Source organism: Acetivibrio cellulolyticus CD2, from assembly GCF_000179595.2.
Lineage (GTDB): Bacteria > Bacillota > Clostridia > Acetivibrionales > Acetivibrionaceae > Acetivibrio > Acetivibrio cellulolyticus.
This window is the reverse complement of record NZ_JH556653.1, coordinates 83177-100970: the sequence shown is the minus strand read 5'-3', so window position 1 is coordinate 100970 and position 17794 is coordinate 83177. Positions and strand designations below refer to the sequence as shown.

At 36.7% G+C, this 17794-nt stretch carries 19 protein-coding genes and 1 tRNA gene; 5 read left to right on the top strand and 15 right to left on the bottom strand.

Translation table 11 applies throughout. From position 1 onward, the window contains the following. Nucleotides 1-268 precede the first annotated feature (268 nt). From ACECE_RS26375 to ACECE_RS32525, 12 genes are all read right to left on the bottom strand, one after another. A complete protein-coding gene (locus tag ACECE_RS26375; protein WP_010243918.1) occupies nucleotides 269-679 on the bottom strand; it encodes a Fur family transcriptional regulator in 411 nt (136 codons plus the stop codon). A gap of 164 nt (nucleotides 680-843) precedes the next feature. Beyond that, nucleotides 844-1194: a C-GCAxxG-C-C family (seleno)protein gene (locus ACECE_RS0202735; protein WP_010243917.1), complete on the bottom strand. Its 351-nt coding sequence runs from the start codon at nucleotides 1192-1194 to the stop codon at nucleotides 844-846. 177 nt (nucleotides 1195-1371) lie between these two features. After that, entirely contained in the window at nucleotides 1372-1836 is a 465-nt protein-coding gene (locus ACECE_RS0202730; RefSeq protein WP_010243915.1) for a C-GCAxxG-C-C family protein, read from the bottom strand. Between the two features lie 243 nt (nucleotides 1837-2079). Continuing rightward, nucleotides 2080-2442: a NifB/NifX family molybdenum-iron cluster-binding protein gene (locus tag ACECE_RS0202725; RefSeq protein ID WP_010243914.1), complete on the bottom strand. Its 363-nt coding sequence runs from the start codon at nucleotides 2440-2442 to the stop codon at nucleotides 2080-2082. A 52-nt stretch (nucleotides 2443-2494) separates the two neighbouring features. Then, nucleotides 2495-2908: an acyl-CoA thioesterase gene (locus ACECE_RS0202720; protein WP_010243913.1), complete on the bottom strand. Its 414-nt coding sequence runs from the start codon at nucleotides 2906-2908 to the stop codon at nucleotides 2495-2497. A gap of 14 nt (nucleotides 2909-2922) precedes the next feature. Next, nucleotides 2923-3804, bottom strand: a complete 882-nt coding sequence (locus ACECE_RS0202715; RefSeq protein ID WP_010243912.1) for a nucleotide-binding protein — start codon at nucleotides 3802-3804, stop codon at nucleotides 2923-2925. After that, complete coding sequence (locus tag ACECE_RS0202710; RefSeq protein WP_010243911.1) at nucleotides 3776-4762, bottom strand: 4Fe-4S binding protein; 987 nt, start codon at nucleotides 4760-4762, stop codon at nucleotides 3776-3778. The genes ACECE_RS0202715 and ACECE_RS0202710 overlap by 29 nt, the downstream gene beginning before the upstream one ends. A gap of 3 nt (nucleotides 4763-4765) precedes the next feature. Further along, nucleotides 4766-5131: a NifB/NifX family molybdenum-iron cluster-binding protein gene (locus ACECE_RS0202705; protein WP_010243910.1), complete on the bottom strand. Its 366-nt coding sequence runs from the start codon at nucleotides 5129-5131 to the stop codon at nucleotides 4766-4768. After that, complete coding sequence (locus ACECE_RS0202700) at nucleotides 5131-6057, bottom strand: P-loop NTPase (RefSeq protein ID WP_010243909.1); 927 nt, start codon at nucleotides 6055-6057, stop codon at nucleotides 5131-5133. The genes ACECE_RS0202705 and ACECE_RS0202700 overlap by 1 nt, the downstream gene beginning before the upstream one ends. A gap of 165 nt (nucleotides 6058-6222) precedes the next feature. Continuing rightward, nucleotides 6223-6636 (bottom strand): MerR family transcriptional regulator, encoded by a 414-nt coding sequence (locus ACECE_RS0202695; protein ID WP_010243908.1) that lies wholly within the window; start codon nucleotides 6634-6636, stop codon nucleotides 6223-6225. 94 nt (nucleotides 6637-6730) lie between these two features. Then, nucleotides 6731-7102 (bottom strand): iron-sulfur cluster scaffold-like protein, encoded by a 372-nt coding sequence (locus ACECE_RS0202690; protein WP_010243906.1) that lies wholly within the window; start codon nucleotides 7100-7102, stop codon nucleotides 6731-6733. Nucleotides 7103-7209: 107 nt separating this feature from the next. Continuing rightward, complete coding sequence (locus tag ACECE_RS32525; protein ID WP_162862469.1) at nucleotides 7210-7317, bottom strand: DUF5320 domain-containing protein; 108 nt, start codon at nucleotides 7315-7317, stop codon at nucleotides 7210-7212. Nucleotides 7318-7789: 472 nt separating this feature from the next. Here ACECE_RS32525 and ACECE_RS0202680 point away from each other — a divergent pair, with 472 nt between their 5' ends. Beyond that, complete coding sequence (locus tag ACECE_RS0202680) at nucleotides 7790-9484, top strand: WG repeat-containing protein (RefSeq protein WP_010243904.1); 1695 nt, start codon at nucleotides 7790-7792, stop codon at nucleotides 9482-9484. A gap of 287 nt (nucleotides 9485-9771) precedes the next feature. After that, nucleotides 9772-11463, top strand: a complete 1692-nt coding sequence (locus tag ACECE_RS0202675; protein ID WP_010243902.1) for a WG repeat-containing protein — start codon at nucleotides 9772-9774, stop codon at nucleotides 11461-11463. Between the two features lie 93 nt (nucleotides 11464-11556). On the opposite strand, the gene murD is transcribed toward ACECE_RS0202675, so the two are convergent. Together murD and ACECE_RS0202665 are read right to left on the bottom strand one after the other, a co-directional pair. Beyond that, nucleotides 11557-12951, bottom strand: a complete 1395-nt coding sequence (gene murD, locus ACECE_RS0202670; RefSeq protein ID WP_010243900.1) for a UDP-N-acetylmuramoyl-L-alanine--D-glutamate ligase — start codon at nucleotides 12949-12951, stop codon at nucleotides 11557-11559. A 272-nt stretch (nucleotides 12952-13223) separates the two neighbouring features. After that, nucleotides 13224-13763: a nucleotidyltransferase domain-containing protein gene (locus ACECE_RS0202665; RefSeq protein WP_235715938.1), complete on the bottom strand. Its 540-nt coding sequence runs from the start codon at nucleotides 13761-13763 to the stop codon at nucleotides 13224-13226. Nucleotides 13764-14003: 240 nt separating this feature from the next. Here ACECE_RS0202665 and ACECE_RS0202660 point away from each other — a divergent pair. After that, nucleotides 14004-14090, top strand: a tRNA-Leu gene (locus tag ACECE_RS0202660). A gap of 186 nt (nucleotides 14091-14276) precedes the next feature. On the opposite strand, the gene ACECE_RS30915 is transcribed toward ACECE_RS0202660, so the two are convergent. Beyond that, a complete protein-coding gene (locus tag ACECE_RS30915; RefSeq protein WP_162862468.1) occupies nucleotides 14277-14414 on the bottom strand; it encodes a hypothetical protein in 138 nt (45 codons plus the stop codon). 183 nt (nucleotides 14415-14597) lie between these two features. Between ACECE_RS30915 and ACECE_RS0202650 the strand changes: the two genes are divergently transcribed. Both ACECE_RS0202650 and ACECE_RS0202645 read left to right on the top strand, forming a co-directional pair. After that, the gene (locus ACECE_RS0202650; protein WP_010243897.1) at nucleotides 14598-16970 is read left to right on the top strand and encodes an ABC transporter permease; all 2373 of its coding nucleotides are present in this window, start codon (nucleotides 14598-14600) and stop codon (nucleotides 16968-16970) included. A 16-nt stretch (nucleotides 16971-16986) separates the two neighbouring features. After that, complete coding sequence (locus ACECE_RS0202645) at nucleotides 16987-17754, top strand: ABC transporter ATP-binding protein (RefSeq protein WP_010243895.1); 768 nt, start codon at nucleotides 16987-16989, stop codon at nucleotides 17752-17754. Nucleotides 17755-17794: the final 40 nt, after the last annotated feature.

The window sequence follows — 17794 nt, the reverse complement described above, 5'->3', positions numbered from 1 at the left end:
ACTGATAAAAATAAAAAATAGGTATGTTAAACAAAAAATACTTACTAGATTGTTTAAAAAATCTAGACATGTGTTAATTTGAGCACATATCGGGCAACTGTTTTCAGTGCAATTATGATCAGCATGGGATATTGAGAAACCGATGAGCAATAAGAAGGTAGAAATAATGCAAATTAAAATAAGTAACACTACAATTCGTCTAGTATTAAAGTATTTATTACACATTGCAGTTACTTCCTCCTTGCCAATCATTTAACCATTTAAGTAATTATTGTTTTTCATCAATACAATTTTCACAGTACCCATTAAATATAGTCTTATGATTATCTATTTTAAAACTAAGCTCTTTCTGTACGTATATTGACAACTCATCAAGATAATTACACCCCAAATGAAGTATCTGTCCACATTCAACACATAAAAGATTATATTGATTTAAACTATTTTCTGACGGTTCTAAGTACTGATAGTAAGCATTCTTACTATCAGATAAAGTGCGCTTGAGAACGACACCTTCTTTAATAAGCTTATCCAGGTAGCGGTATATTGTTGTTATTCCAACTTTCCCTTTGAGGCATTCTGCGATCATATCAACTGAAACATATTGATTTTTCTTACCTGCAAGGTAAGCTAAAATCAAATCCTTCTGTTTAGTTTTGTAGCAACTTCTTGTACTCATTCAAGGCCTCCAATATGATAATGATAACCATTTTCAAATATTCTAGCATATTTCCAACTATGTGTCAATCTTTACTAGGTAGCATTAGAATATTGATACCTTACAAGATGCATTGCAGCTGTTACAAGCAGTTCTTTTATCCAAAAAATAAGATGGATTTTAAATTATCCTCTCTCTAAAAACTCTGCACATTTTTCAACGCAACCAAGGCAGGATAATTTTTTGCGCATTCTAATCTCATCGCATTTTACTGCGCCTGCTTGATCGAAAAAATATTTTTCCAACTCAATACTTTTTTCTACAGCAGCATATTTTTCAAAAATATACTTTGCTGCATATAAAGCACCACATAATCCTTCTGGGGCTCTGCCGGTACCAAAATTTCTGAAAGCTTCAATGGCTTCAGTACTCAAATTATATTTTTCTTTAAACGCACTAATCACCGATTGTGCACAATTCATTCTTGTATATCCCTCTTTGCCAAGGTAATGATTTTTCGCAGTATTTACAGACATTTCTAACCTCCATTTAAATTTCAAAGCTTCACGTTTTTAAAGTAAACTTCCATATACAATTATATTCAGGATCCGATATATCCGGATAACAGCTTATAGTTTCTGTTCAGTTTTTTGCATATATTTTATTGAGTTCCAGCAATTCTTCCTTTGATAAATCCTCTATCTTTTCTGCCTTTAGCATGAGCCAACCTCCTTTTCCTTCAATACTTCATCCACTATTTCAGCTGCACATTTTACAAGCTCTACACAAGGACGCTTCTTATAATATTCTTTTGTTCTTGCATCTGGTACAGGAGAGTCATGTTTAATCTCTAAACCTAGGAGCTCCCTGCATATAATGGAGCCGTTTTTTTCTTTAAATCTTTGAGAAAGCAACTGAACCAACTCATAATGCTTTTGCTTTATTACCTTATCCTTTGGGTCAGTATACCCATATTTAAGCCCGGCAACCATGAATATTGCAGAAACAGCACCACAAACCTCCCTGAGCCTTCCCATTCCTCCACCAAATGAAGATGCTAGTTTTAGTGCCATTTCCCTGTCCATGCCTAGTTCTTCACAATATGCTCCTATAACCGCCTGTGAGCAATTATAACCATCATTAAACAATTTAACTGCATATTCAGGATTATCCTTCAAAATACTCCACCACCATTTCATTTCAATTTATTTTCTTTACAACGTTCATGGAATATATATGTACCATTCCAATTTCTCCTCTACAACTTCAAATGTTAATTACACTATTCTGAAAACCTTCTTTACAAAGTTTTTATTATCTTCAAATAGAAAAATAGCAGGCACTTGTCCTGCTTAAGCTAAGTTTAAATATTATGAGTAAACAACCAAATATATACAAATTCTATTTTTCACATAAAATTATCAGCTATGCCCTCCGCAGCTGTCACTATGCTGATGTTCTTGGCATACACTGCCGGTTGATTCCAGATTTCCTGCAAGGAATCTATTTACTGTCTCCTCAACATCTCCTGTTGCTCCGGTAACTACCTGTATACCCTTTTCATTAAATATTTCTATAGCTCCTCCACCCATACCGCCGGAAATAATAACATTAACACCCATTTCATTAAGATAATTCGGCAAAAAACCTGGCTTGTGCCCGGGGTTTTGAACAAATTTGCTGCCTGTAGCCTTACCCTCCTGTACTGTAAATACGTTAAACCCTTCACAGTGTCCAAAATGCTGTGCTACTATTCTTCCTTCACTTGCAACTGCAATTTTCATAATTATAAAACTCCTCTCGTTTTTTTATTTATTATTTTCTCCAAGCATTAGTTTAACCCATGGCTTTTTTCAGAATACACCACAACTCTGGCAGCTTTTTTTCAATATTCAGAGGTTTAAGAGATTTATCAGTCCATGCATGCGATGTACTCCCAATTGCAATGAGGGTTCCGTCCTTATCTTTGACAATCTCATACTCAAATTCTATCCTTGCACAGGTCATCTTCCTGATTGTTGTTTTTACAACTATTTCGTCCTCATATCTTGCTGGACTTTTAAAGTTGCAATCTATATGCGAAAGTGGAAGCAGTATACCCAATTCCTCAATCTTTGAATTTGCCATTCCTGACTTCTTTAGAAAATCAGTTCTCCCTGCCTCAAACCATATAGGGTAATTTGAGTGGTGTACTATACCCATCTGATCTGTTTCGGCATACCTTGCAATAAATTGTGTCTCTGACTGCAAATCTAACCACCCTTTCAATTATCCTTCAGCAGTATTGATGATACAGCTTTCCATATTTCCAAAATCGAATCCTTGGCAGGGCTATTATCAATTAATACTACTGGTCTTCCCGTATTGACTGCTTCAACCACCTGTGGATCGAAAGGTATCCTGCCAGCCACCGGAATATTTCTCAGTGCACAGTATTCTTCAATCTTTTGCGTATTTACAAGGTTTACATCAAACTTGTTAATACATACAACACAAGCAGCACCAAATTTATTTGCCGTCTCCACAATCCTCTCCATATCATGCATACCTGACAATGTAGGCTCAGTTACCACAAGAACCATATCAACTCCTGTAACGGAAGCAATTACTGGACAACCGATACCTGGAGACCCGTCTATTATGACAAACTTCTGTCCGTTCATGGAATTATAGAGGTTCTTCCTAACTTGTGTGACCAACTTTCCAGAAGCACCGTTTCCCATTTTAAGTTCTGCTGTTGAGAAAACCTCGACTTCATTTCTATACACCATTGTCTTTCCCGATACGTTGTTTTCGAGCCGGATTGCCTTCTTTCCATGCTCATTTGTAGAAGGACAGAAAGCCTCACAAACACCGCAGCCTTCACACTCATATGGATTTACTTTTCCATCCTTTATGGCCCCAAACTGGCATAACTCCTCGCACTTTCCACAACGTATACAGTAATCGTCATATTTTACAGCCTTCTGATACCCATAAAAATCTTCAGTTTCAGAACCGGTACCTGCAGCATATACAAGCTGGAGGTTTGGTGCATCCACATCACAGTCTGCATATACCTTGTTTTGTGCAAGAGCTATAAAGGATGCCGCAACTGTTGTTTTTCCAGTCCCGCCTTTACCGCTCAGTATTACAAGCTGCTTCATGGCACACCTCCTGCTCAATGGTATCAAGTATTTCCTTGAAAAAGCCAAGGTATTTCTCATATTCTTGTGCTGCAACAAGCCCTTTTGAATTAGCCAATGCAAGCACGGGATCATACGGAATAGAAGCTATAATCCTGATATCGTTGTCACAGCAATACTTTTCAATTAAGCTTCTATCACCAGGGTTGCATGGCGAGCAATGAAGCGTAGCGGAATGACCAGCCATGTCTTTGTTAACAACAAGTGCATGAGGCTTATCAAACAGCTTCACTAGCCTGTACACCATATCAAGGTTATGAATTCCAAACACCGTTGGTTCAGCCACCATCAGGCAAAAATCGGAATCCTTGATGCTTTCCATAACGCTGCAGGCACTTCCAGGCGGACAGTCTACAATCACAGTACTATTTTTCGGTAGCTCCGGGCTGGTCGTTGACTTTGTCAACTGCTCGCCTAAGCATCCTAGCTGGTCGTTGACTTCATCGACTGCTCGCCCATGCAGCCTGGATAAAAGCTTTCGAATAATTGGCACTCCTGTAGCCTCACCTGTATTTAAAACTCCAGTAATAACCTCGATCTCTCCCGATACTCCATGTTCAATTTGCCCTATGTGCCTGCCGGATTCTGAAAGAGCTTTCTGTGGACACAGCATCACACAACCCTTGCATGCATGGCACAATTCTTGAAATACCAGCAGCTTATTTTTTATATAGGCTAAAGCGTTAAATTTGCACAACTCCACACATTTCCGGCATCCTGTGCACTTGTTTGCATCAACAGACGGAACCATTGCATTGACTTTCTCCAGCAGCTTAACCTGCGGCTTTAAAAACAATCTGCCATTTGGTTCCTCCACATCACAATCAACATAGACAGATTTACCTTTGGCATAAGCCATATTTACCGATACGAAGGTTTTTCCGGTGCCGCCCTTTCCGCTTAAAACAGCTATCTGCATGAGTTAGCCTCCATGCTGGTGGTACCCCGGATGTATCTCAGTCAGCTCAGCAAGCTCCCCTGCCTTGTATTTTTGAATCATTTCTGAGACTGTACCGGGAACTGCCTTCATTATTTTAATATCTGCAGCCTTCAGCACATCAGCTGCATTCTGACCGCAATGGAAGGTTACCACCGCATCCGCACCACTGTCCACTACAGCTTGAGCAGCCTTTATTCCTGCTCCTCCCTGGCTACTGACCGCCTGATTATCAATTACTTTATACTCATGTGTTTCAGAATCAGCAACTACAAAGTAGTAAGTACGTCCAAAAGACTGACATACACTGCTCTCTATTGTGTTTCCCTCAGATGGGACTGCAATTTTCATTATTGATCACTCCATTTCTTTTTAATTGGGCATTTATCCATAGTGCCATTTTCTATATACTCAACAGCACTATCAAGATAAGAATGGTTTAACTTTTCAATGTCTCCCTTATCGCAAAGTTCGGCTACTGATGGATCGATAGGCATCTTTCCAAGTACAGGCACACCCAGCTTGGAAGCTATTTCCTCTATTTTGCTTTTTCCGAATAACTGGATGTCTTTACCGCAGTCAGGGCACCTGATCCAGCTCATGTTTTCTACAATACCCAGTACAGGTATATTCATAGATTTAGCCATGTTATATGCCTTCCTGACTATTAATGAAACCAAATCCTGAGGCGATGTGACAATAACTATACCGTTCAAGGGTATGGACTGAAATACTGTTAAAGGTACATCTCCGGTTCCCGGAGGCATATCGAGAAAAAGATAATCGACATCTCCCCATATCACATCCGTCCAGAATTGTTTTACTGTACCCGAAATTATAGGTCCTCTCCAAATTACTGGAGAATCATCCTTTTCAAGCAGTAGGTTTACTGACATTACATTTATATTGTTATGAGTTTTTTCAGGATAAATCCCTAGCTCACTTCCCTCGGCTTTTTTAGTAATACCAAACATTTTAGGTATGGATGGACCAGTAATATCCGCATCAAGGATGCCTACCTTGTACCCCTTTCTTCTCATCAACACCGCTAAAGTTGATGTTACTAGAGACTTACCTACACCGCCTTTTCCACTGACTACACCGATTACCTTTTTAATTCGGTTAAGTTCATGGGTTTTCTCAAGGAAGTCTTGTTGCTGGTCGTTCCGCTTCGCTTCACTGCTCGCCATGCGTCCAGGCTTACTTCCACATCCATTTGAAGAACATCCTTCACTTGCACAATCTGTGCTGGTGCAATCGCAACTACACTCACTCATGTCGTCATCTCCTAATTGTATTATTTGAATTTAATTCAATAAATTTATTGAAGTTTATATTATTTTTTTATAATGTCTAGGAAATTATTGTTCTTCCTTGATTTATCAATTTCCGTTAACGACATTTCAACAAAATCTACCTTAATTTTTCATTCTGAGATTTTGTTATTTGCATCCTGTACAGCCTGTGCACTTTTTAACCATATCACACGTACTGCACATTTCAGCCTTATCACTTGCAACAAGGCAAAAGGTTCCCTCAAGCTTCCAGCAAGGCTTCGATTCATTTACAGGAACAGGGCTGTTCTGTGTTGCCCCACCCTTGCAGTTACGTTTATACCAGCAGGAATACATTGAGGTTAAATGCTTTACCCCGGCAATATTCAGACCTTTTTCATGCATAAGGTGCTTTATAAACTTAAGCCTTTTCACGTCATTATTGGAATATTTTCTTTGATATCCCTCCCTGTTAGGGCGTAAAAGATCGTTCCTCTCCCAAACCCTTAGCGTCTCAGGATGCTCTCCAATTAATTCCGCAATTGTGCCTATAGTATACAATCCTTTGTCTTCATCAAACATGTATTTCACCATCCAGATTATCTTGGCTATAAACTACATAACCGCCTCCTCTAAGTATATTTTGAGGAAACCTGTTTGTCAATTTTGAAATTTTCTATACATCGAGTTTCTGCATATAATTCTGAATAGCCTTTTTCAATGCACTTACTCCCAAGTTTGAACAGTGCTTTTTCTCCTCAGGCAATCCATCCAGAGCATCAATCACATCCTGCTCAGTAATTTTCAAAGCTTCCTCGAGTGTTTTTCCCTTAACAAGCTCTGTCGTCATACTGCTGGTTGCTATAGAAGCAGCACACCCAAAAGCGAGAAAGCTGATATCTTCAATAACATCATTATTTACTTTAATGTAAATATTCAATGAATCTCCGCATTTTGGATCACCCATTTTACCTTCCGCATCAGCATCCGGCATGCTTCCTGTATTTCTTGGACTCATAAAATGATCTAAAACCTTTTCTGTGTACAATTTTGACCACCACCTCAATAATATTATATACCATACATCCCTAAAAATTATATATATCTTTTTAATATATTTCAATAATTTTATTGAAGTTTAGGCAAAAGAAAAATCTATGATTGAGAATTCAAATCAGATAACCTCTTATTTACTGCTTCCAACTGCGAACTCAACCAGGCTGCTGTGCTTTTTAAATATTTAGTTTCGCTTATACTATTCATCGTCTCACCTCAATATTATTATGTGCATATGCACACAATAATATTACATCTAATTTTCTACTTTGTCAATTCTAAGGAAGTTAATCTTAGTTAATCTTCAAAAATAACTTTATCCCCTGAGTTGGGCATCAAGCAATTGTCATCGAATTTGCTTTTTAAGAAACAGCTTGAAAAGATTCCTATACAATACATGGAAGCAATTTTTTACACCTGCTGATTTCAATTCATCTGCAATTTTAGCAAGCTGATCAAGAGAAGATATAAAAAGGAAAATCAACTTTCCCTAACCGTAAATAATTTACATTTCGCGCCCCTGAGCCGCATTTATCTTAACTTAGTTAGTTAACTTACTATATAATTGAAATAGCCACAACCTTGTAATATTTTTATATCATATTCTTAACTTACACCCTTACAGGGTTTACTATAGTTGTAGAGAAATAATTTTTTATTAATAGGAGAACGAGTAACTATGAAAAAGTTTTTATTTACTTTTATAATGATACTTATGTTTTTGCCTACTTTATCATTACAAGCAGCAAATAATAGTATCATTGTAAAATTAAATGGTGATGTTCTCTCATTTGACCAACCACCAATAATTGATAGCGGAAGGACTCTTCTTCCAATAAGGGCTATATTTGAGGAACTAGGTGCCACGGTTACTTGGGATTCAAAAACTCAAACAGCTATTGGTGAAAAAGATGGCAAGAAAGTAATCTTGAAACTAAACGACAAGAATGCTCAAATTGACGGTAAGCCTGTAACTCTTGATGTACCAGTAAAAATGATAAGCAACAGGACATTTGCACCAGCAAGGTTCGTTGCAGAAAGCTTTGGAGCAATTGTAAACTGGGACTCATCAACTAAAGTTATGAACATTTCTTTTGCTACAGACGAGACAGTTCTCTACCCAATCAGAGAAAATGGAAAATGGGGATACATAGATAAGTCAGGTAAGATAGTTGTTGAACCTACATATAGCGATGCCAAGCTATTTAAATATGGAGTTGGTGCCGTACTTATGAAAGATGACCTGGGTGAACGTTGGGGTCTTATAGATAAGACCGGAAAGGTAGTTTTAGACCTAGCTTACGATAGCATTGAAGTATCTACAGAACACTTTTATAAGCTTAAATTAAAAACCAACTGGGGGTTTTATAATGTTTATAGCCATAAAGTTATAACTCCGATCTATAGCTTAGTAATGGATTTTTGCGAAGGAATGGCTGCAGTATACTCTAGTTCATCTAACAAAGGCTATATTAATAGATCAGGAAATGAAATCATTCCAATTTTCTACACATCACGTAGTCTCAGTAACTTTTCTGAAGGCGTTGTTTATTTAGAAGTTGAAAAGGAACATTATTATACTTACACTAAACTGATCGTTGATCAACAAAATAAAACCCTTATTGACTTTGATAAATTAGGTTTAGTCCCCCTTTCCGATGAATTTCATGATGGCTTATTTCCAGTCCTGATACCGGATAAGGATAAAGTTAATGGACAAGTTGGTTTTATAAACAAATCAGGAAATATAGTTAAGAAAGTTGATTATTTTACAACAATAAATGGTCATCTTGATTATAAAAATGGATTTGCGGAGATTGAAAATACCAACCCATCAGATTATACTACATTATATGGTTTTATTGATACTACTGGCAGAGTATTAGAACCAAAATACGATGAAGTACGCAGTTTTTCCGATGGCATGGCAATGGTAATGATAGACGCAGATAAGACAGATTATTCTGTTAGTTCTAATAAATGGGGTTTTATAGATTCATCAGGAAAGGGAGTAATTGAACCTCAATATGCTGAAGTTAGTGATTTTGTGAACGGTTTTGCTTCATACCGCAAATTCACTAGTGGTTTATGGGGACAAACAGCTGAAGGGTTTATAGATAAGACAGGTAAAGAAATTCTTCCGCCTACTTACGCTTCAATAGAGAGCTTTAGTAAAGATGGCTTTGCCGTCGTACTTTTGAGACCCGATATCATTACTAATGAGTATGGTCTTATTGATAAGACAGGTAAAATAATAGTTGAGCCCAAATATGATGAAATGCAATATTATGAAAACGGTCTTGCCAGAGCAAAACTTGACGAAAAATATATATACTTTGATACGACAGGAAAAGTTATATGGAGTGAAAAATAATTTTTTATATTGATGATAGTATTTAAGTAAGTACTAAAATCCCGAAAAACATACAACATACACAGATTATAAATAACATAAACAGCTAGATAAATGCTTGGACTCGCAGTTATCTAGCTGTTTTCATCTGCCTAGCTCTTTTAATTTTATCAATCCAGTTGATTAAATTATCAGAATTACCCAAAACATTAGCAAAATATATATATTAATGATAAAATAAATTATATTTTACAGGTTTTAACAAAGACACATATATGCACCTACATATTAACAAAGGAGGAGTAAATATGAAAAAGTTTTTATTTACTTTTATAATGGTACTTATGTTTTTGCCTACTTTATCATTACAAGCAGCAAATAATAGTATCATTGTAAAATTAAATGGGGATGTTCTCTCATTTGACCAACCACCAATAATTGATAATGGAAGGACTCTTCTTCCAATAAGGGCTATATTCGAGGAACTAGGTGCCACGGTTACTTGGGATTCAAAAACTCAAACAGCTATTGGTGAAAAAGATGGCAAGAAAGTAATGTTGAAACTAAACAACAAGAATGCTCAAATTGACGGTAAGCCTGTAACTCTAGATGTACCGGTAAAAATGGTAAGCAACAGGACATTTGCACCAGCAAGGTTCGTTGCAGAAAGCTTTGGAGCAATTGTAAACTGGGACTCATCAACTAAAGTTATGAACATTTCTTTTGCTACAGACGAGACAGTTCTCTACCCAATCAGAGAAAATGGAAAATGGGGATACATAGATAAGTCAGGTAAGATAGTTGTTGAACCTACATATAGCGATGCCAAGCTATTTAAATATGGAGTTGGTGCTGTACTTATGAAAGATGACCTGGGTGAACGTTGGGGTCTTATAGATAAGACCGGAAAAGTAGTTTTAGACCTGGCTTACGATAGTATTGAAGAATCTACAGAACACTTTTATAGGCTTAAATTAAAAAAGAAATGGGGATATTATAATGTTTACAGCCATAAAGTTATAACTCCGATCTATAGTGCAGCAACAGATTTTAGCGAAGGAATGGCTGGAGTTTACACTGATTCATCTTACAAAGCCTATATTAACAGATCTGGAAATGAAATCATTCCAATCTTTTGTATTTCTGATAGGCTAAGCTACTTCTCTGAATGCGTTGTTTTTTTATCACTTGTAAATGAAGATTATACTTACACTAAACTGATCGTTGATCAACAAAATAAAACCCTTATTGACTTTGATAAATTAGGTTTAGTCCCGCTTTTCGATGAATTTCATGATGGCTTGTTTCCAGTCCTTATACCTGACAAAGATAATGTTAATGGACAAGTTGGTTTTATAAACAAGTCAGGAAATATAGTTAAGAAAGTTGATTATTTTACAACAATAAATGATATTCTTGATTTTAGAAATGGATTTGCACAAATTAAAAATACCAACCCATCAGATGATACTTCATTATATGGTTTTATTGATACTACTGGCAGAATTATAGAACCAAAATACGATAGTGTAGGTAATTTTTCCGATGGTATGGCAAAAGTAACGGTAGACACTGATAAAAATGACCATTCAATTAAATCTGAAAAATGCGGTTTTATTGATTCATCAGGAAAGGAAGTAATTAAGCCTCAATATCCTCTAGTTAGTGATTTTGTTAACGGTTTTGCTTCATACTGTAAATTAGATAATAGTTATTTGGGACTAACAGCCGAAGGGTTTATAGATAAGACAGGTAAAGAAATTCTTCCTCCTACTTACACTTCCATAAGTAGCTTTAGTAAAGATGGCTTTGCCGCCATATATCTGGAAATTGATATTAATACTGTTAAACACGGTCTTATTGATAAGACAGGTAAAACAATAATTGCGCCAAAATATGATGAAATGCAATATTATGAAAATGGTCTTGCCAGAGCAAAACTTGACGAAAAAAATATATACTTTGATCCAACAGGAAAAGTTGTATGGAGTGAAAAATAATTTTTTATATTGCTAATATGTTATAAATAACATAAACAGCTAGATAAATGCTTGGACTCGCAGTTATCTAGCTGTTTTCATCTATCATATCTTTTACATTGAGTTTACAAATTCCTTAAACTGCTTTCCTCTTTCTTCAAAGTTTTTAAACATATCAAAACTTGCACTGGCTGGTGACATAGTGATTATGTCCCCTGATTTTGCGAATTCATATGCCTTTTGAACAGCTTCTTTTAATGTACTGCACTTAATTACATTTATATCCTTTCCATTGCCTGTTCTTTGGACTTCGTCCAATAAAGCCTTCTCTATCTTAGGAGCAGTCTGACCCACAAGTACAAGGCACTTCACTTTATTTACAAGCACTTCACCCATAACATCATAAGGTATCTTCTTATCATAACCGCCTGCTATAAGTATAACCTTCTGCTTAAAGGAATTTAAGCCCGCTATAGTTCTTGAAGGACTGCTGGCAATAGAATCATTATAAAACTTGATCCCATCCAACTCCCTAACGAGCTCTATTCTGTGCTCTACCCCTTTGAAAGTTGTAGCCACTCTCTTTATTGTGTCAATCTCAACATAATCTATTACAGCCGCTATAGCCGCAAGATAATTTTCAATATTATGTACTCCTGGGATAACAATATCTCCAGAATTTACGATTTCTCTGATGTCTTTCCCGTCACTATATACGAGCATTTCTCCATCCATTTTTGCTCCAGAATCAATCTTGTTTACTCTGCTGAAATATACAACATTGCCCTTTACGTCTTTTGAAAACTCCCGTGTTATATCATTGTCAAAGTTCAAAATAACTTTGTCACTCTTTGATTGGTGCAAGAATATATTTTTCTTTGCTTCAATATACTCATCCATAGATTTATGCATATCAAGATGATTTGGAGCAAGATTAGTAACGACAGCAACATTCGGACTTAAAGTCATCGTATGAAGTTGGAAACTGCTGAGCTCTAAAACCACCTTGTCTGTTTCCTTGATCTCATCGATCTTACTAAGCAAAGGAGTCCCTATATTGCCGCCAAGCCAGCAGTTATATCCCTGCGCCGTTAGCATGTTGTATATTAGAGTTGTAGTTGTTGTCTTACCGTCACTTCCGGTAACTGCAAAAATTTGCGCCGGACATACTTCAAAAAAGACTTCCATTTCTGATGTTATTTGTGCCCCACCATTTCTTGCTTCCACAATTTCAGGCAAGTCAAATCTCATCCCGGGAGTCTTAAAAACTACATCAAACCCTTTTAAATTCTTTAAATAATCTTCACCAAGACTATACTTTATATCCAACCCTTTAAATTCATCAAATACACCAGTCATCTTACTCTCATCTGCTTTATCAAATGCAGTAATATCTACACCCAACCCCGATAAATACTTAATTAAGGGTGTATGGCTGATTCCAATACCAAGAACCGCAACCTTCTTACCTTTAATGTTCTCCTTAAATTCAACCAACTTCCTATTCAAAACAGTTTCCTCCTAATTTTATCTTCTGTATTATTATATGGCAAAAAAAAATTATAAGGCATTATAATTTTTTTAATAAATCCCGGATGCTTTTAGCCCCATTCGATTTTTCACATTTATACCGTAAATTTCTAAAATCAAATTCTAAGTTATTTAATTCTTAATAATTATATCGCAGCATTAACCGCAATAAAAGCAAATTAACCGCTGCGACATAAAAAATCTTTATAATGAATATAGCCTATAAATAGAATTTCTATACCATAAGCTTATCAATATGCACTTTTTCTTTTCTTTTGGTACCTAAACTGCAACAGGGTTCTGTCCCATTTGCGTTCCCACTTTTCAGAGCCCATCTGCTTTGAAAAATCAATGCACTGCTCTAAAAATACTTCCTCACTTTTTCTATTGTTATTGCTATTTGCTAAACGTTCTCTAATATACATAAACGTTCCTTTTCTATCAAACAAGGGTATATTATCCCTACAAATCATATACAGAAAAGTACCCACCAGCGTATCCTTATAAAGTATTTCCTCAAATATTTCCGGAGTGTACAACAGTGTTTTTACATTCATACATTTTTGTTTCAAAAGCTCATACTTTAATGTGTCATTTAATAAGATAAACTTTTCTAGTTCTGTACTTTCTTCAATAAGAATCAAGAACTCATAATCACTCTGTGAACTATAATCTCCTCTTGCTCTCGATCCATACAGCACGACACTGACAATGACAACTCCAACCTGTTCGGCACATCTTTCAAATATTTCAGTGACGCGATTTAAAACCCTGTCATTTGCAAGGCTCACAATCCTCAAATTTATACCCTCCCCCATTTGTATTTTTTTGTCCAAATACTCTATTTTTCTCTCTCTTTATCTCTATTATGTGACCCTTAAGAATGGAACTTTTATACTTATAACGGTTAAATCTTAACATACTTTTTTTTAAATTCATAGACATTTTTCACAAAAAAGTTTTCAAAATATATTATTTACCACTTGAAATATTCCAACTTATCTAGTAAAATAATCTAGTCATAAAAATATGCGAGGGTGGCGGAACTGGCAGACGCGCTAGATTCAGGTTCTAGTGGCCGCAAGGTTGTGAGGGTTCAAATCCCTTCTCTCGCACCAAAAACAATCTACTTGTGGTCACAAGTAGATTGTTTTTTTAGCCGTTTCTTCGATTCAAATTCGATATGAGTGTATATATCTGCTGTATTCAACGCCCAATAAGGACACACAATTTCATTTCTTATTTTTCTTGTATTTAAGCGGTTTCTTTCACATAAAGATACCGCTTATTTTTCAGCTCTTTGTCTAAAAGCTTTTCAACCTCTTGATAAATTCTTCAACGTCCTGTTCATCCTTTTGAACGGCATTAAGTTTTGTTTCAAGCGAGTTGACTTCGAATAGTAAAGCTTTATGCTCTGCCTGATATTTCTCAAGAAGTTTCACACAAGTATCTTCATGAATGCAGCTGTTGCTTCAGAAGTTATTCATAAAAATAAGGTGTAAGTCAAAGCGACGGACAGTTAATAGCATATAAAACAATTCTTCCTCATACGCTTTTCGGATTTAAGGATTATTTAATAAATTCTCTGTTATAATGAAGCTACGATAAGGAAAGGAGAATTTAAAATGTATCTTAACATACTAAAAAAAGATCTTAAACGCAAGAAAACAATGAATATTATTCTGCTGTTATTTATTGCCCTTGCGGCAATGTTTGTTTCAAGCAGCGTTAACAATATTATTGCCGTGACCGGAGGACTTGACTATTATTTCGGCAAGGCAGGAATTACGGACTATTTTGCTGCAACAATGAGCAAAAGCCTTACGGAAGACATTAAAACAACACTTGACAATAGTGACAACGTGGAAAGCTACGGAATTGAGCCTGTGATTTATTTAAGCAGTGGCAATGTGTTTTACAACGGTGAAAAGACCGATAAAATCAGCAATACTTCGTTTATTATGCCATGCGATAAAATGCAGATTACCTATTTTGACGCTGACAACAACCCGATACGGTCTGTGGAAAAAGGCAAGGTTCTTATTTCCTGCGGCCTTATGAAGGACGCTGGAATGAGCGTAGGCGATAAAATTGAAATCAAGATTGGCAGCACTAAAAAGTCCTTTGAAATTGCGGGAAACTTCAAGGACGCAGCGCTTGGCTCAAAAATAATGTATATGATTCGGTTTATGGTCAATCCCGAAGATTACGCGGATTTTTCGGCAGACAGCGATGCAGGGCTTTACGATGGCAGCCTTTGCTACATAAAATCCAACGACGTAAACGCTCTTGACAAAGAATTAAGCGACATTGACAGCGGAATTTTATTTATGTGTACAAAAGCTACGCTGAAATTTACTTACATAATGAATATGATTGTAGCGTGTATATTGCTGGTAGTAAGTGTTTGCCTGATACTTATTTCATTTGCGGCAATGAGCTTTACCATTACATTTACTCTTAATGAGGAATTCCGTGAGATAGGGGTTATGAAAGCAATAGGCATAAACAATACAAAAATACGCGGACTATATATTGTGAAGTATATTGCTCTTTCAGTCATAGGCTCTGTGATAGGATTTTTCGCGGGAATACCCTTCGGAAATATGATGCTTGAAAGCATATCGCAAGAAATGGTTATCGGCTCGGAAAGCAGTTATTTTGTTAATATACTCTGCTCGTTGGGAGTTGTGGCAGTTATAACTCTTTTCTGCTTCTCCTGTACTGCAAAAATAAAAAAATACTCGCCGATTGACGCGGTTAGGAGCGGCGAAACGGGTGAACGCTTTCACAAAAAGGGTATTCTCCGTATAGGAAAAAGCCGTCTTGACACAGTTTCATTTCTTGCCGCAAACGACGTTTTAAGCAGCCCGAAAAGATATGCGATAATAATGCTTGCATTTACATTATGTCTGTCGCTTGTAATAATAATTGCAAATACCGCTAACACGCTAAAAAGCGGACAGCTTATAAATTATCTGGGGATGGTTGAAAGCGACGTTTATTATTCCGATGACGTCAAGCTTATGGAATGCATTTCTGCCGACGGCGAGAAAAAAATGGTGGATCTCCTTGCCAAAACTGAAAAAGAGCTTGCGGACAACGATATGCCTGCGCACTGCTCATGCGAAATTCTTTTTAAGGTCAATGTTGGATATAAGGATAATATTTGTAAAATATCTGCGTTTAAAGGCTACGGTACAACAGCGGACGAATATGTTTACATTGAGGGAAGCGCACCGCAGAATGCTGACGAAATTGCAATTACAGAAATCACTGCTGACAAGCTCGGTGCAAAAATCGGCGACTTGGTTACGATAAAATGGCACAGCGGCGAAAAAAAATATATTATTTCTGCGCTTTATACGTCATTGAACAATTTGGGTGAGGGAATACGTCTTAATGAAAATGCTGACGCTGATTTCGTAAACACTCAGGGAGCAATGGCGGCTCAGATTGATTTTAATGACAATCCGAACAGCGAAGAAATACAGAAAAGAATTGAAAAGCTAAAAGATATTTTGAATTGCGACAAGATTCGCACATCAAGCGAATATGTTTCCGAAATTATTAGAGTTTCAGAAACGCTTGATTCTGTAAAGATGCTTGTTATTGTGATTTCAATGATAATTGCACTTCTTGTTACGGCGCTTATAGAGCGTTCGTTCATCGAAAAGGAAAAGGGAGAAATTGCTATGCTCAAAGCGATAGGCTTCAAAACCGGTGCTGTTATAAAACGTGATACAATTCGGCTTATGCTCGCTTCGGTGATATCGTCTGTAATTGCGGTACTGATTTCAACTCCGCTGACAAAGCTTGTTATAAATCCGATTATGGGAATGATGGGTGCGACTAACGGCGTAATATATGAGATTGCTCCGACAGAGGTTTTCCTGCTTTATCCGATAATGATGATTGCAGCAACAACTCTTACAGCATTTCTCACATCACTTTATTCTGCAAAAATCAAAGCCGCAGACGCCTCAAATATTGAATAAAAAGGAGAATTTTATTATGAATACAGTTTTAAATGTAAGGGATTTGTGCAAAACTTATATCTTAAACAAACATCAGAACAATGTGCTGAAAAATGTAAATTTCAGCATCACCGAAGGTGAAATAGTAGCTGTTATGGGACCGTCCGGTTCGGGAAAATCAACTTTGCTTTATGCCGTTTCTGGAATGGATAACGTTACCGCGGGCGAGGTAGATTTTTGCGGCGAAAATATTACAAAGCTGAATGAAAAAAAACTTGCTGAGCTGCGTCTTGACGAAATGGGTTTCATTTTTCAACAGATGTATATGCTCAAAAATCTCACAATTGAAGATAATATTCTTCTTCCGGCTTTTCAGTCGAAAAAGAATACCGCTTCGAAAAATGACAAAATTAATTCGGGACGCGATTTAATGCGTAAGCTTGGTATTATCGACATTGCTGACAACGATATAACCGAGGTTTCCGGCGGTCAGCTTCAGCGCGCCTGTATCTGCCGCAGTATGATAAACAAACCGAAAATGATTTTTGCTGACGAGCCGACGGGCGCATTAAACCGTAGCTCATCGGATGAGGTTATGGAGGAGCTTGCAAAACTCAATGCCGGCGGTGCTACCATTATGCTTGTCACTCACGACGTAAAGGTTGCGGCTAAATGTACAAGGGTTTTATATATTGTTGACGGAAACATAAAAGGAGAGTATAGTTTAGACAGATATACTTCGCCCTCTCAGCTCAGGGAGCGTGAACGTACTCTTAACAATTGGCTTCTTGAAATGGGCTGGTAAGCGAACACTTAACATATTTCATACGTTGCCGTTACATCCG